This is a genomic window from Microbacterium meiriae, from assembly GCF_040685015.1.
GTDB lineage: Bacteria > Actinomycetota > Actinomycetes > Actinomycetales > Microbacteriaceae > Microbacterium > Microbacterium meiriae.
In genome coordinates this window covers 965,773-980,419 of the sequence record NZ_JBFBHD010000001.1, presented here as the reverse complement: position 1 = coordinate 980,419, position 14,647 = coordinate 965,773, and the positions used below count along the sequence as shown (strand labels likewise).

The 14,647-nt window shown below is 68.6% G+C and carries 14 protein-coding genes; 6 read left to right on the top strand and 8 right to left on the bottom strand.

Annotated elements, in window-relative coordinates:
* Positions 1-45 precede the first annotated feature (45 nt).
* The gene (locus AB0N68_RS04870) at positions 46-1,815 is read left to right on the top strand and encodes an ABC1 kinase family protein (protein ID WP_292793493.1); all 1,770 of its coding nucleotides are present in this window, start codon (positions 46-48) and stop codon (positions 1,813-1,815) included.
* A 115-nt stretch (positions 1,816-1,930) separates the two neighbouring features.
* A complete protein-coding gene (locus AB0N68_RS04865) occupies positions 1,931-3,889 on the top strand; it encodes a BCCT family transporter (protein ID WP_292793490.1) in 1,959 nt (652 codons plus the stop codon).
* 18 nt (positions 3,890-3,907) lie between these two features.
* On the opposite strand, the gene AB0N68_RS04860 is transcribed toward AB0N68_RS04865, so the two are convergent.
* Complete coding sequence (locus tag AB0N68_RS04860) at positions 3,908-5,491, bottom strand: SDR family oxidoreductase (protein ID WP_292793487.1); 1,584 nt, start codon at positions 5,489-5,491, stop codon at positions 3,908-3,910.
* 118 nt (positions 5,492-5,609) lie between these two features.
* Between AB0N68_RS04860 and AB0N68_RS04855 the strand changes: the two genes are divergently transcribed.
* Entirely contained in the window at positions 5,610-6,833 is a 1,224-nt protein-coding gene (locus AB0N68_RS04855) for an MFS transporter (protein WP_292793515.1), read from the top strand.
* Here AB0N68_RS04855 and AB0N68_RS04850 read toward each other — a convergent pair.
* Both AB0N68_RS04850 and AB0N68_RS04845 read right to left on the bottom strand, forming a co-directional pair.
* A complete protein-coding gene (locus AB0N68_RS04850; RefSeq protein ID WP_232089158.1) occupies positions 6,830-7,375 on the bottom strand; it encodes a MarR family winged helix-turn-helix transcriptional regulator in 546 nt (181 codons plus the stop codon). The genes AB0N68_RS04855 and AB0N68_RS04850 overlap by 4 nt on opposite strands.
* Positions 7,372-7,608, bottom strand: coding sequence for a hypothetical protein (locus AB0N68_RS04845; protein WP_187663005.1), 237 nt, complete (start codon positions 7,606-7,608; stop codon positions 7,372-7,374). Before AB0N68_RS04845 ends, AB0N68_RS04850 begins: the two co-directional genes overlap by 4 nt.
* Before the next feature lie 128 nt (positions 7,609-7,736).
* Between AB0N68_RS04845 and AB0N68_RS04840 the strand changes: the two genes are divergently transcribed.
* The gene (locus AB0N68_RS04840; RefSeq protein WP_187663006.1) at positions 7,737-8,183 is read left to right on the top strand and encodes a MarR family winged helix-turn-helix transcriptional regulator; all 447 of its coding nucleotides are present in this window, start codon (positions 7,737-7,739) and stop codon (positions 8,181-8,183) included.
* Between the two features lie 69 nt (positions 8,184-8,252).
* Positions 8,253-8,579 (top strand): DUF7882 family protein, encoded by a 327-nt coding sequence (locus tag AB0N68_RS04835; protein ID WP_187663007.1) that lies wholly within the window; start codon positions 8,253-8,255, stop codon positions 8,577-8,579.
* Positions 8,580-8,748: 169 nt separating this feature from the next.
* On the opposite strand, the gene AB0N68_RS04830 is transcribed toward AB0N68_RS04835, so the two are convergent.
* Positions 8,749-9,501 (bottom strand): SDR family NAD(P)-dependent oxidoreductase, encoded by a 753-nt coding sequence (locus tag AB0N68_RS04830; RefSeq protein WP_187663008.1) that lies wholly within the window; start codon positions 9,499-9,501, stop codon positions 8,749-8,751.
* A gap of 192 nt (positions 9,502-9,693) precedes the next feature.
* Between AB0N68_RS04830 and AB0N68_RS04825 the strand changes: the two genes are divergently transcribed.
* On the top strand, positions 9,694-10,629 hold the full coding sequence (locus tag AB0N68_RS04825; protein WP_292793478.1) for a GrpB family protein: 936 nt from the start codon (positions 9,694-9,696) through the stop codon (positions 10,627-10,629).
* 21 nt (positions 10,630-10,650) lie between these two features.
* Here the strand turns inward: AB0N68_RS04825 and AB0N68_RS04820 are convergent, their stop codons facing one another.
* The 4 genes from AB0N68_RS04820 to AB0N68_RS04805 all read right to left on the bottom strand — a co-directional run bounded on the left by AB0N68_RS04820 (position 10,651) and on the right by AB0N68_RS04805 (position 14,526).
* Positions 10,651-11,997, bottom strand: coding sequence for an MFS transporter (locus AB0N68_RS04820; RefSeq protein WP_292793475.1), 1,347 nt, complete (start codon positions 11,995-11,997; stop codon positions 10,651-10,653).
* A gap of 636 nt (positions 11,998-12,633) precedes the next feature.
* The gene (locus tag AB0N68_RS04815) at positions 12,634-13,056 is read right to left on the bottom strand and encodes a hypothetical protein (RefSeq protein ID WP_270369181.1); all 423 of its coding nucleotides are present in this window, start codon (positions 13,054-13,056) and stop codon (positions 12,634-12,636) included.
* 73 nt (positions 13,057-13,129) lie between these two features.
* Positions 13,130-13,849: an RES domain-containing protein gene (locus AB0N68_RS04810; protein ID WP_083512992.1), complete on the bottom strand. Its 720-nt coding sequence runs from the start codon at positions 13,847-13,849 to the stop codon at positions 13,130-13,132.
* A complete protein-coding gene (locus AB0N68_RS04805) occupies positions 13,765-14,526 on the bottom strand; it encodes a hypothetical protein (protein WP_017201976.1) in 762 nt (253 codons plus the stop codon). Before AB0N68_RS04805 ends, AB0N68_RS04810 begins: the two co-directional genes overlap by 85 nt.
* Between the last annotated feature and the right edge of the window lie 121 nt (positions 14,527-14,647).

The following is a 14,647-nucleotide window of genomic DNA, read 5'->3' as shown; positions in this document are numbered from 1 at the left end:
CCGCGTCGTGCGGCGTCCGGCGCGGAACGGCGGAAGGATGACGCGATGACGGCAGCGGCGGCACAGGGTCCTCACCGAGCCCGGTACCGCCGCATCCTGTCCTTCGCGAGCCGTGAGTTCGTGGCGATCTGGTGGTTCGAGCTCGTCCTTCCGCGGTTCGGGCTGCGTGGTGTCGCCGAGCGTACCCGCGCCCGTCGCATGCAGCGGTTCGCGCGGCGGTTCCATGCGCTCGCCGTCGATCTCGGCGGCCTCATGATCAAGGTCGGGCAGTTCATGTCCTCGCGCCTCGACGTGCTGCCGCCCGAGATCACGGCGGAGCTGGAGGGGCTGCAGGACGAGGTCCCGGCCGTGCCCACGCCGCAGATCCGGGCGCTCGCGGAGGCCGAGCTGGGCATGCCGCTCGAGCGTGTGTACACCTGGTTCGACGACACCCCGGTTGCGGCCGCATCCCTCGGCCAGGTGCACCGCGCCCGCCTCTCGTCGCTCGATGCCGAGGACACCGGGCTCGACGAGGTCGTGGTCAAGGTGCAGCGCCCTGGCATCGACGAGATCGTCGCCGTCGACCTCGCCGCCCTCCGCCGGGTCGCGCGGTGGTTGACCCGGGTCCGGATCGTCGCCGACCGGGTGGACGCCCCCGCCCTCGTCGAGGAGTTCGCCGTGACGAGCCTCGAGGAGATCGACTACCTCCACGAGGCCCGCAGCGCCGAGCGGTTCCGCGAGAACTTCGCCGACGACCCGCGTGTGGCCGCCCCCGAGATCGTCTGGGAGCGTACGACCCGACGGGTGCTCACACTGTCCGACGTGACCGCGATCAAGATCAACGACACCGCGGCTCTCCGAGCGGCAGGCATCGACCCCTCCGCGGTCGCGGATGCCTTCGCCGAGGTCATGTTCGACCAGGTCTTCACGCACCGGTTCGTGCATGCCGACCCGCACCCCGGCAACATCTTCGTCACGCCGGTCCCTTCGACGAGCTCAGGGACCCAGGGCGGCTCAGGAGCCCAGAGCGGCTCAGGAGCCCAGGGCGGCTCAGGGGCCCAGGGCGGCTCAGGAGCTCAGGGGGGCTTCCGGCTCACGTTCATCGACTTCGGCATGATGGCCGAGGTCTCCGACAACCTCCGGCAGGGACTGCGGACGCTGCTCATCGCGGTGACCGCGCGGGACAGCCGGGGCCTGGTCCGCGCCGCGAAGGAGATCGGCGTGCTCCTGCCGACCGCCGACACCGGCGAGCTGGAGCGGGCGCTGACGGCCCTCTTCGCGCGCTTCGGGGGGATGGGCTTCGCGGAGCTGAGCCGCGTGGACCCGCGGGAGTTCACCGACTTCGCCGAGGAGTTCGGCGACATGGTGCGCCGGCTCCCGCTGCAGCTCCCCGAGGACATGCTGCTCCTCATCCGGGCCGTGTCCCTCACCTCCGGCATGTGCAGCGCCCTGAACCCGGCGTTCAACGTGTGGGACGCGGCCGAGCCGTATGCCGCGCGGCTGCTCCGGGACGAGTCCGGCACCCTCATGCAGGACATGGCGGAACAGGCGATGGCGAACGCGGCCACGACCTGGCGGCTCCCGAAGCGCATCGACGACATCATCACCCGCGTCGACGACGGCAATGTGTCCTTCGACACCTCCCGACTGGAGCGGCGGCTCGACCGGCTGGAGGGCATCGCGCGACGGATCGCCTCCGGGGTCCTGTTCGCGGCGATGCTCGTGGGTGGGGCGCTGCTCGTCGGTCCGCTGCCCCCGCTGGGTATCACCCTGCTGTGGGTGTCGGTGCTGCCGCTGCTGGGCGCCCTCTTCCTGGGTCGCCGCCGCCCCCGCTGACCCCACTCGACAGCCCCGCCAGAACAGGCGAACGCGCGGGATCAGGCACTCCCGCGGGAGAACGCCTGCTGTCCCGCGTTCGCCTGAGCCCGCGCAGGTGGAAAGATGGTCTCTCATGGACACGCCTGACGAGAAGCCCACCGAACGCTCCGCAGGATCGACCCGTCCGCGCACCGACGCCGTCGTGACCGGGACGCACCGCCAGGCCGCGAAGGCCTCCGAGGCCGCGCGCAAGATCGTCCGCGACATCACGACGGTCCCGCCGCGCAGCGTGCACCCGGCGCTCGTCCCCGGGGTCTCGGTCGAGGAGACGGGGCGCACCTACCGCACGGACCCGCTGGTCTTCGGCGTCGCCGCCGCGTTCGCCCTCGCCTTCATCGCCTGGGGCGTGTTCGCGGGGGACAACCTCGCCGGCACGACCAGCACGGTGCTGGCCTGGGTGGTCGAGTACTTCGGCTTCTTCTTCACGACGATCGCCACGATCATCCTCGTCTTCATGCTGTTCGTCGGGTTCAGCAAGTACGGGCGCATCCCCCTCGGCCGCGACGACGAGGAGCCCGAGTTCTCGATGTTCTCGTGGATCTCGATGCTCTTCGCGGCGGGCATGGGCATCGGCCTGGTGTTCTGGGGCGCCGCCGAGCCGCTGACGTTCTTCGAGAACCCGCCGCCCGGCACCGTCGAGGCGAACACCCTCGAGGCCATGCACACCGCGCAGACCCAGGTGCTGTACCACTGGGGCCCGCAGGCCTGGGCGTTCTACGCGCTCGTCGGTGGAGCCATCGCCTACGGCGCCTACCGCCGCGGTCGTACGCCGCTGATCTCGTCGATCTTCGCCCCGCTGCTGGGCGAGAACCGCACGACGGGTCCGGTCGGCCGCACGATCGACATCTTCTCCATCATCGTGACGCTGTTCGGCACGGCCGCCTCGCTCGGCCTCGGGGCGCTGCAGATCGGCCACGGCGTCGAGATCATCAGCGGAGCCGGACCCCTCGGCAACGGCATCCTCATCGCGGTCATCGCCGTGCTCACGGCGTGCTTCATCGCCTCCGCCGTGTCGGGCGTCTCCAAGGGCATCCGCGCGCTGTCGAACATCAACGCCGTCGTCGCCATCCTGCTGGCGTTCTTCGTCTTCTTCGTCGGTCCGACGCTGCTGATCCTCAATGTCATCCCGTCGGTCGCGGTCCAGTTCCTCGGTGACCTGCCGACCATGATCGGCCGCTCCGCCTCGCAGGGTGAGGCCGCGCAGGCCTTCCTGTCGAGCTGGACGATCTTCTACTGGGCGTGGTGGATCTCGTGGTCGCCCTTCGTCGGGATGTTCATCGCGAAGATCTCGCGCGGCCGCACGCTCCGTCAGTTCGTGTCGGTCGTCATCGTGGTGCCCTCCGCGATCTCGCTCGTGTGGTTCGCGATCTTCGGCACCACGGCCATCCAGCAGCAGATGGACGGCGCGGGCCTCGTGGTCGACCCGCCGGAGGAAGTGCTGTTCGGGGTACTGGAGAACCTCCCGTTCCCGCTCGTGACCAGCATCGTCCTGATCATCCTCATCGCGATCTTCTTCATCACCGGCGCCGACTCCGCCTCGCTCGTCATGGGCACGCTGTCGCAGCAGGGCCGCCCGGAGCCGTCGCGCTGGGTCGCCGTCGTCTGGGGTGTGCTCGTGGGGGTGATCGCCGCCGTGCTGCTGGTCAGCGGGGCCGAGGGCAGCGGACTGCAGTCGCTGCAGAACGCGACGATCATCGCGGCGCTGCCGTTCGCGATCATCATGGCCTTCATGATGATCGCGTTCATGAAGGATCTGCGGCGCGATCCGCTGATCCTGCGCGACCGGTATGCTCGCGCCGCCGTCCGGCACAGCGTCATGGCCGGGCTCGAGGAGTACGGCGACGACTTCGCCCTCGTGCCCGTCGAGTACGACCACTCGGAGGACGACCTCGCCTGGATCGACGAGGATACCGTCGACGACACGCTCGCCGAGGTGTACGAGGCCGCGACCGAGGCGATCGACATCATCCCGCCGGCCGAGGTGGACGCCGCCGTCGAGGCCGCGATGGACGCCCCCGCCGACAAGGACTGAGCGCGGGAGCTCAGGCGCTCACGCCGGGTCAGGCACTTCCGCGCGGAAGGCGCCTGAACCGGCGTGATCGCCTGACTCGGCGGCCGCGGTGATCCGTGCGGCCATGCCGGAGAAGATGAGTCCGTGGAAGGGCAGCACGGCGAGCCAGTACAGCCGGCCGAGGAGGCCGCGGGGGAAGAACACGGCGCGCTGCTCGTAGCGGGCGCCCTCGCCGTCGGGCACCGCGCGCAGTTCGAGCCAGGCCTCGCCCGGCACCTTCATCTCCGCGCGGAGCCGCAGCAGATGGCCTTCCTCGGTCTGCTCCACCGCCTCCACGCGCCAGAAGTCGATCGCATCGCCCACCCGGGCGGCGGTGCGGCTGCGGCGTCCGCGGCTGAGGCCCACGCCGCCGACCACGCGGTCCATGAGCCCCCGCACCGCCCAGAGCAGCGGCGACGAGTACCACCCGTTCTCCCCGCCGATCCCGAGGATGACGCGCCACAGCTCGGCGACGGACGCGCGGGTCGCCACGGAGCGTTTGTCCGTGAACACGGTCCGTCCCGCCCAGTCGGGGTCGCTCGGCAGCGGGTCGCTCGGCGCTCCGGACACCTCGGCATCCTGCCAGCTCGTCTCCACGGCGTCCGCGTCCACCCGTCCGAGGGCCAGCGCCACGGAGCGGCGGTACGGCGTGAGGCCGCCGTCGGGCCGCGGGATGAGTGCGTCGACGGCGTGATCCTTCATGATGCACTCGTTCTGCAGCGAGGCCACCAGGGGCCGGGCGATGGAGCGCGGCACCGGCGTGACGAGGTTCACCCAGTGCGACGCGAGCTCCGGCGTCAGCACCGGAAGGGCCGCGATGGCGCGCTGCCGCAGTCCGGCCTCCACCGCGTACCCGTTCATCATCTGCCCGTAGCGCAGCACATCCGGTCCGCCGATGTCGACGGCGCGATTGACACCCGCGTCGACCCGCGCCGCGCCGAGTAGATAGTGCAGCACGTCGCGGACGGCGATCGGCTGGATCCGGTTGCGCACCCACTTCGGCGCCGGCATGTACGGCAGCACGTCGGTGAGGTGCCGGATCATCTCGAAGGACGCCGAGCCGGAGCCGATCACCACGCCCGCCTGCAGGACGAGGGTGGGCACCCCGGACTCCAGGAAGATCTCCCCGACGTGGACCCGGGAGCGGAGGTGCGGGGAGAGCTTCACGTCGTCCGGGTGCAGGCCGCCGAGGTAGACGATCCGCCGGACCCCGGCGCGCGCGGCAGCGGTGGCGACGGTGGTCGCCGCGCGCTCGTCGCTCTCCTCGAAGCCCTTGCCGGCCGACATGGAGTGGATGAGGTAGTACACGACATCGACGTCGTCCATCGCGGAGGCCACGGCGTGCTCGTCGTCGGCGGACCCCTCGAAGATCTCGCACTCCTCGCCCCAGCCGAAGGAGGCGGCACGAGCGGCATCTCGCGCGAGGACCCGGACCCGGTAGCCGGCGTTCAGCAGGCGCGGTGTCAGGCGGCCGCCGATGTAGCCGGTGGCTCCAAGCACGAGCGCGCGCGGCGCGGAGCCATCGCCGCGCGGGATCGCCCGCAGGGCGTCCTCGCGACCGGTGGGCTGGGTGAGCTCGCTCATGCTCCGAGCGTAGATCCCGGGGCCGACACGCGGAACGGGCTTGCGCCCCCAGCATCGCGCCGTCACGACACGCTCGCGAGCACCCCGGAGACACGGTACGGTCGTATCCGTGACTTCAATCGAATCGATTCGACGAGCGCCCGCGGACGTCGCCACCCGTCGGGCGCGCATCGCCGTCTCGGCGCTGTTCCTCACGAACGGCGCCCTGTTCGCGAACATCCTGCCGCGGTACCCCGAGATCAAGGCCGCCCTCGGCCTCGACAACCTCGGCTACGGTCTCGCGCTCGCCGCCTTCCCCGCCGGCGCGATCGCGGCCGGACTCCTGGCGGCCACGCTGATCCGTCGCTTCGGGTCGGCGCGCATCGCGGTCATCGGCACCGTCCTCACGAGCCTCGGTCTGCTGTCGGCGGCGCTGTCCCCGACCGGCGTCCTCTTCGCGATCGCGCTCTTCGTCGGCGGTGCCTCCGACGCCATCACCGATGTCGCGCAGAACGCCCACGGCCTGCGCGTGCAACGGCGGTACGGGCGCTCCATCATCAACTCCTTCCACGCCATCTGGTCCATCGGCGCGGTGCTCGGCGGAGTGATGGCGGCGGGCGCGATCGCGCTGCAGCTCCCGCTCGCCGTCCACCTGGGGATCTCGACCGCGGTGTTCGCCACGGTCGCCCTCGTCGCCCTCCGCTTCTGCCTGCCCGACCGCGACGACGAGACGGAGGAGGACGCCGTGGCGGAACCGGAGGAGATCTCCGGCGCTGTCCGTCGCGGCATCCCGGCGCGGACGGTGGTGGCCGTGATCGCCCTGACCCTCATCGCGATGGCCGGCGCCATCGCCGAAGACGCCGGCAACTCGTGGGCCACGCTCTACCTCGGCGACTCCCTCGGGGCCGCGGCGGCCGTCGCGCCGCTCGGGTTCATCGCCCTCGTCGGCGCGCAGTTCGTCGGGCGTCTGCTCGGCGATCCGATGACCGACCGCTTCGGACAGCGCTGGGTGGCGCGGGTCGGCGGCCTCATCGCCGCCCTCGGGATGACCCTCGCTCTGCTGTTCCCGAGCGTGCCCGGCACGATCCTCGGGTTCGCGGCTGTCGGCTTCGGCATCGCCACCCTCATCCCCGCCGCGATGCATGCCGCCGATGAGCTCCCGGGGCTGCGGCCCGGTGTCGGGCTCACCGTGGTGTCCTGGCTGCTCCGGCTCGGCTTCCTGCTGTCGCCGCCGTTCGTCGGATGGCTGGCGGAGACGCAGAGCCTTCGCGCAGGACTCGTGGTGGCGCCGGTCGCGGCGCTCGTGGCGGTGCTGCTCGCAGGCTTCCTGGACAAGCGGCGCCCGCGGAACGCGTCGGACTAGGCCGGCTCGTCCACGAGGTCGGCGCCGCTGTGCACGGCGTCCGCCTCGGCGGCCTCCTGGATCGCGGCGGTCATCCCGACGAGGAACCGCATCACGACCACGCGCTCGTCGTCGGAGAGGTCGTCCACGAGGGAGAGCATCCGGCGGTGCATCGCCCCGAGCGTCGCCCGCACCTCGTCGTCGCTGCTCACGGTCGGCACGACGATGCCGGCGCGACGGTCGGTGGGGTGGGGTTCGCGGCGCGCGTGCCCGCCCTTCTCCAGCCGGTCGATGAGTGTGGTCGTCGACGCCGTGGAGATGTCCAGCGTGCGGGCCAGATCGATCGGGCGCACGATGCGTCCCGCCTTCTGCTCGCGCAGCAGGAACCGGAGGGCGACGAGGTCGGTCTCGTTCATCCCCATGGACGCGCGCGTGCGGGCGCGCATCGCCGTCTCGGCGCTGCGGTAGCGCCGCAGCATGTTGAGCACGTCGACCGTGGTGGCGCGCTCGCTGTCGGGGTACCAGTACCCGGAGGCGTGGAACTCGCCGGTGCTGTCGGTCACGCGACCTCTCCTTCGTCGCTGGAACCGGCCTCCCGCTCGAGCATCTCCATCGCGCCGGTCTCGACCTCTGCGGGGACGATGCGCAGGAGCCCACCCGTGATCGCGTCGGTCTCGGCGCTGATGATCTGCTCGATCCGGCGTCGCGAGACGGAGGGGAAGAGTTCCTCCAGACGGGCGAGCAGATCGGCGTAGCGGATGTACGACGCCTCCTCGAGACTCAGTCGCTCCGGCATGGCATCCTTTCGGGGGCAGGCTTCCATCTTCGCATCTCCGGAAGTCCTGGTCGCCCCCGAATATCGCTAGTCAGCCTTACTGTCAGGCAGTCGAGGTACCATGGGAAGCGGGGAAGGAGGATCTCTGCATGGGGAACATCAGTACCGACGTCACGACCTCGGCGCTCGCGCGCGATGTCGACGATTTCCGTCGCGCCGACGCGCAGCTGAACCGCCGTCTCGCCGCCCGCCGCGAGCCCAACGATACCGACCGCGCGGCGATGCACTTCATCAGCACGGCGCCGGTCGAGAAGCCGGTCACTCCCCGCGATCTCGCCACGTACCTCGGCATCAGCACGGCCGCCGTCACGAGTGTCGTGCGACGGATGTCCGAGCGGGGGCAGATCGTCGTCGCCCCGCACCCCCTGGATGCCCGGTCCAAAGTTCTCCGTCCTTCGCTCCGTGATCTGCACGGTCACGGGGATGAGCTCACCCAGCGGGTCGCCGCCCTGGAGGAGGAGTTCTCCCCGGAGGAGGCCGCGGTGATCTCCCGCTTCCTGCGCCGTCTCACCGACGAACTCGGCGACCTTCCCTGATCGATTTGATTTAACTAGTTAAACTAGTAAACTATCCTCGTCCAGGTTTTCTGCCACGAGGAGAAGAACATGGGAACCCTCACCTACGCGAACCTCGCCGACCCGATCGAGATCGACGACGAGCTGCTCGCCCACCTTCGCGCCGCCACCGTGACCAAGCTGCGGCGCAACGAGCCGTTCGCGCTCACGGTGCAGACCGGCGCCGACCGCACCGAGACGCTGTGGATCCACGCGTCCATTCCGATCCGCTTCGTCGTCGAGACGTCGGTCACGCTCCAGCGGCCGCTGTTGGCCCGCCTCATGCAGGCCGCGGGCTCGACCGGCGGACTCGACCTCACCGACCCCGAGCTCTCGCTCGATGCGATGTCGCGCGAACTGCACGCGATGTCCGCCTGATAACGGAGGGGTGCACAACCTGCCTCATCGCCTCGGGATCCTCTTCAAGGGCTCTCGGATTCCCGGACGGTGACGGCTACGGCGAGAACGGAGCGGGGGCTCTGGATCGCCGACCGCGGCATCCGGCCGCCGGGATTCGGGTTCCCGGCAGCCGGATGCCGTTTCTTCGTCAGAGGGCGGTGTAGCCGCCGTCGACCAGGTGGTAGCTGCCGGTGATGAAGCTGGCCGCGTCGCTCGCGAGGAACACCACGAGGTTCGCCACCTCGTCCGCCTGGCCGAGGCGACCGATCGGGTGCTTCGACACGAGGAAGTCCTTCGCCTCGTCGCCCATGTTCGCCAGGAGCGGGGTGTCGATGAAGCCGGGGCCGACCGAGTTCACGCGGACGCCCTGCGCCGAGTACTCCAGAGCGGCGGTCTTCGTCATTCCGACGACGCCGTGCTTGGCGGTGACGTAGGCGGGGGAGCCTGCGAAGCCGACGCTGCCGAGGATCGAGGCGATGTTCACGACCGAGCCGCCGCCGTTGGCGAGGATCGACGGGATCTGCGCCTTCATGTTGCGGAACACCGCGTTGAGGTTGATGGCGATCACCTTGTCCCACGCGTCTTCCTCATAGTCCGCGGTGGGCGCGGTGGCGCCGCCGATGCCGGCGTTGTTGACGCCGATGCGGAGCGGGGCGAGCGAGTTGGCGAGCTCGACCGACGAGGCGATCCAGGCCGGGTCCGTCGCGTCGCCGACCGACGCCTCCGCGGTGCCTCCGGCGGCGCGGATCTCCTCGACGACCGCGTTCGCGTTCTCCGCGTTCAGATCGTTCACGACCACCGCCGCGCCGTTCTGCGCCAGCAGCAGGGCGACCGAGCGGCCGATGCCGCTGCCCGCTCCTGTCACGATCGCCGAGCGGTTCGAGACGTCGTACTGAGCCACTTTCGGGCTCCTTCCCGGGCGGGCGCGGTGCCGGGAGATCTTCTCGGACGGTCCGTCCTTCCCTCCAGCCTACGCCCGGAATACCGGTGTGGATTCATGTGAATGGAAATGCTCGGCCGCCTGGCTACGCTGTGGGGACCGTCTGCCGCGGGAGTGCCGACTCCGGCGGGACGAATCCGGAGGAGGCGACCAGTGGATCCGCTCGCCGATGAGTCCGAAGGCTCTCCGGGGGCGGACGCGTTCTCGCCCCTCGCCCTGGTCGTCGTCGGGGAGGATGACGGCGTGGTCGTGCGCCGTCTGCGTGCGGCACGGCCGGATGCGGTCGTGACGGGTCTCGGGCCCGTCGATGCGGCCACCGTGGCGCACGCCTCCGCGACGGCGCATCTCGTGCTCGGCATCGGCGAAGTCTCCGCCGTCGCGTGGTGCGATGCGGTTCTCGCGGAGGGCGACGAGGACGGCCTGTCCCGCTTCCTCGCCCGAGCGGCGGAGGTCGAGGAGCGCCGGAGGGCTCGACGACTCCCTCCGGACACGCCGCCGATCCTCGAGTCCTGGTCGCCGCGCTGGGCGGTGGATGCGGCCCGCCTCGGCGCTCGGATCGCCGCGACATTCGACGGTGTCCCCGTGCGCGTCGATCACATCGGCTCGACGGCCGTGCCCGGGCTGCGCGCCAAGCCGATCATCGACCTCCAGGTGGGGGTGCGCGACCTCGCGGACGCGGATGCCGCGGAGCAGCGCCTCGGGGACGCCGGCTTCGTGAACGTGCAGCGCATCGTGCCGGACGCGCCGGGCGTCTCCCGGGACAACGCGCGGACGGGCGGCGGTCCGGACGAGTGGTCGAAACGCCTGTTCGCGAGCGTGGACGCCAGGGCCCGGGCGATCGTGCACGTGCGACGCGTCGGGGCGTCGAACGGGCGATACGCCCTCCTGTTCCGAGACTGGCTGCGGGCGGACCCGGAGGCGCGCGACGAGTATGCGGCGCTCAAGACCGCCCTGGGCTCCGCGCACCGGGACGACCGCGACTTCGACGACTACGCGCGGGCGAAGGACCACTGGTTCGACCGGGCGCAGGGGGAGATGGAGGCCTGGGCGCGAGCGACCGGATGGGTGCCGGGCGGCCGTGCGGCGTGAGTGTCGCGGAGAGATCCGAGCTCATGACGCAGGGCGAGGCTGCTCCTCGGCTGCGGGATCGCTGTGCTCCGGTGCCGCGTCGTCCGAGTCCTCGGGGTCATCGACATCCTCGCACGGCTGAAGGCCGCGCATGAGCGTGGCACCCAGGCACAGCAGGACGAGAGCGACCACCCCGGCACCGACCAGGGCAAGCCGGGGGCCGGCCACCGCCACGATGATGCCGGCGGAGAGGAAGACAAGGATCTGGATGACGTTCTCGGCCATCTCGTCGAGCCCGCCGATTCGCCCCAGGTGTTCGTCCTCGACGCTCGTCTGAAAGAGCGAGGTGACGGCGACGTTGTAGGGCGCGTTGACGAGCGCGCTGATACCCACGCCGACGAGGAGGACTCCGATGTCGGGTGCCATGCCCATCACGAACTGCGCGACCACGAAGAAGGCGAGGCAGACAAGGAACAATGGTTTGACCTTCACCCACTTCACGAAGATCCCCACGAGCAAAGCAGCGACGACCGCAATCAGTCCGTTCCACGACAGCACGATTCCCAGGGTCTCGACGGGGAGGCCGAGTTCGTCGTCGAGCAGGAAGATGAGACCGAAGGAGTTGACGCCCGCAGTGAACGTCACGCCGTAGGAAGCGACCAGCATGCCGAGCGCGAGTCGGTTGCGCGCCAGGATGCCGACAGCTTCGGGAATGCCGCGGATCGAGTCGGTGGCTTCCCCCAGGCCGGTGCGGATGCTGACGCGGAGAGGCGTCTTCTCTCCACTCGTGGGCTCGGGGCGGATCAGGACCTGCAGGAGCGCGGCCGAGATGAGGAAAGACACCGCGTCCAGGAGGAAGGCGACCGACGGGCCGTAGGCGGCGAAGGCAAGCGCCGCCAACGCCGGACCGACGGAGGCGAGGGCCCAGCTCACCGCCTGGATGATGCTGTTCGCGCGGGGGATCATCCCGCGCCGAACCAGGCGGGGCACGAAGACGAACGCCGACGAGGCGAAGAAGACGCTCGCCGTCGCTGCGCTGAAGACGAGCACATAGGCGAGCGCGCCTGGAGCAACAAACCATGCGACGACAGCGAGCGCCACGCTGAGAGCGCCGCGGATGAGCATGGTGGCAATGAACGTCTTCCGAAGGTCGAAGCGATCGGCGATCGCTCCGGCGATCGGAGCGAAGAGCATCCCGGGGATGACTCCTGCCAACAGGAGAAGGACGCGGGTGAGCTCCTTGTCCGGAGTCTCCTCGTAGAACCAGAGATTCAACGACATGACCCGGAAGGCGTCGCCGAGGTTCGACACGGCGATCGTGCTCAGGAACACGAAGAAGGTTCCGGGGAGGCCGAAGAACGACCTTCCGGGGTGCCGCACTGTGTTCATGCTCTGCCTTCTTGATTCGGTGCAAGACGATCCGCCCACCGTAGCCGAGCGGGGATCGCCGACAGGAAATGTCAGAATCGCGATGAAATCGGACTAAGTCCGATGTAAAGCGCGAAGCCCACTCCCTCACCGAACCGCCTCACGAAGGGGCTGATTCGATCATACGGATGGGGTCGGACATCTCGCCTCAGGGAGCTCTGAATCCCCATGGCGCGCATCTCGGCGACCCAGCGCTCCCCGATCGGCCAAGCAGGACAGCTCTAGCGTCGAAGTTCGTAACCCTGTTCGTTAAGGAGGTTGATTGCGATCTCGAGCAGCGTCCCAATGAACTCGATGAGGTCTGCGATCAACTCCTCGTCTGGTTCGTACAGAGTCCTGCCCATCTGAGGTGTAGATGGGCGCGTCTCGATCGCGTGGCGCAGAGTGGTGATGAACTGCCCGTGCGCGTGGGCCGAAGTTATCGCCCAATAGTTGAAGGTCCGCAACGTGGGGCCTGGAACGCGACTCGCAATCTTCCTTGTGATCGAGGAGGGATCGATCAATGGCGCACTGAGAACGTCCTCTGGATCGGACCCGAGGTTGGTCGCGGTGGTCCTAAGGAAACGCCCCAGCGCGGCTATTCCTTGTTCCGTTCTGTCATCTGGTGTTTGAGCTTTGCGCAGAGCGTTCGTCAGCTTCAGCCCGTGCCTGTACTCGATGCGGGCGATCTCGAGCGCCCTGCGGACTCGAGGAATCGGTGCCGTCCAGGATCCAGATGAGCTCCGCGAGCCCCTCCAAGACAGGACGGAACAAGGTGTAGTCAGCCTGCATATGAAGGAGCAACACGTTCTCCTCGGGGCTAGCGGCAAGCTCCGCCCAGGCGGATACGTGGTCCGCAGCGGTGAGGACGAGCCCGGAGACTATGGCATGAGGGATGACGATGTTTCCTGCGAGGGCTTGATCTTCCTCCGCCATTGACCCCTTTCGAACCGTGGGCACTCCACTCTTGATCGCCGCCGCGAAGTCCCGGAATCCTTCGACAGCACCGCCGAGAGTCTGCAATGTGGAACGCTTTGGCATAGCACTGAGAGTACGGGTGGATCGAGCGTCATCTGATAATCCGAGAATCGCGGACTGCCGTCCTGGGGCGGTTCTATTTCTTAACGCGGTAGCCGAGCCTTTTCACGGCTTTCGCGAGGTACACGTTCGCACTGGATGAGTCCAGTCGGGTGTGCACCAACGGCAGCGGCGGGAACGAGCCCTCGGCGGACGAGAACAGCGTCACCATCGGGCCGAAGTCGATCGATGACACATGGTAGAGCCCGTCGATGCTCGACCCAAGCTGGTCATGGATCGCATTCGCCCAGTTCCGCGTGTATCGCTTAGGCCCCATCTGGATCGAAGAGGTCGTCCCGTTGATCACGGGCCAGTTGCTGGTGAGATCCAGTAACCGAAGCTCACGCGTCGGCCGCCAAGCCGCGAGGGTGTTTCCACGAACGCGCCGATTGATTAGTCGGCCCTTCTGAAACACCTCGCCGAGAGCTGTTGTAGATCCGGCAGCTGCGTACGTCACGCCATAATCGGCATGGTGCTGCTGCGGCTCGGGATGCGGGTCAAAGCGCATGGTTCTGATCGGCCCGAAGTGCCGTAGCTCATCCCACGCCTGTGGGTGAGCACCTCTCGTAGCGAAGACCCGCCAGAGGATCCCATCGAATGATCTCAGGTGCTCACTCGCGTCGAGTGTGAGCGGCGCCGGGGGTGTTGCGGGGACTTTCGCGTTCGACGGGCTCACGTGATGTCGGCGTCTTCGAGGATGTCCACTACGGGTGCAGGATCCTTCGCGGCAGCCAGCCACTCGATCGGCGTCATCCATTCCTGGGGGTCGACAGACTCATCGCTCGACCGCAAGTCGTCTTGAGGTGTTGTCATGAAGCCTTCGACGTCGGCCGGATCCCAGTCGGACGGGATCGCTCGGACGAGCAGCGGGAGGTGGGGGATCGTCGAGACCCTATCGCCGGAAATGAACTGCCATCGAGGGTAGAGGCGGATCCTTCCTGCCCGGAAGCCGTACAAGGTGTTCTTGCTCTGGCGGTGACGCACACTGGAGGCATCGATGCCGAGGAGCGCTGCGACCTCGGATGCGGTGTAGGTGTTGGTTAGGGCGCGCACGTGAGTCTCGCGCTCGAGCTTGGCGATCCCACCGCTGGTGACGAATGCGGCTGCCTCGGCGAGCTCCTCCGGAGTGAAATCGCCAGACTCGATCAGGAAGTTGGCTTCCTGCTCTGTGAGGCCCAGCTCGGTCGATTGACGGTCGGTCATGGCATCGGCGAGCTCGTCGATGAGTGCGTTGAACACGGATACGTCGACGTTTGACGTCTTCGCCACCTGCGCAAGGCGCTCGACACCGGCTTGTACGTCGGTCTTTGCGGGGGCCTTGGTCGCCACGACGAGCTTCGGGTTCCCGTTGAGGAATCGACCTGTCACTGTGCCGCGGTTCACAGTCGCCTCGCGAGCGGAGGCGGCACGAGTGCGACTTTTCTTCACGGCCATCTTGCCTCCTCGTGTCGTCATCTGGTTAGCGCGTACACGCAATATCTTACGCGCGCTTTTGCGTGTATGCACCCCCGCGAGGTGACGAGGTGAGAGCGGTCAAGAGCTCCCTGGCCCGGGA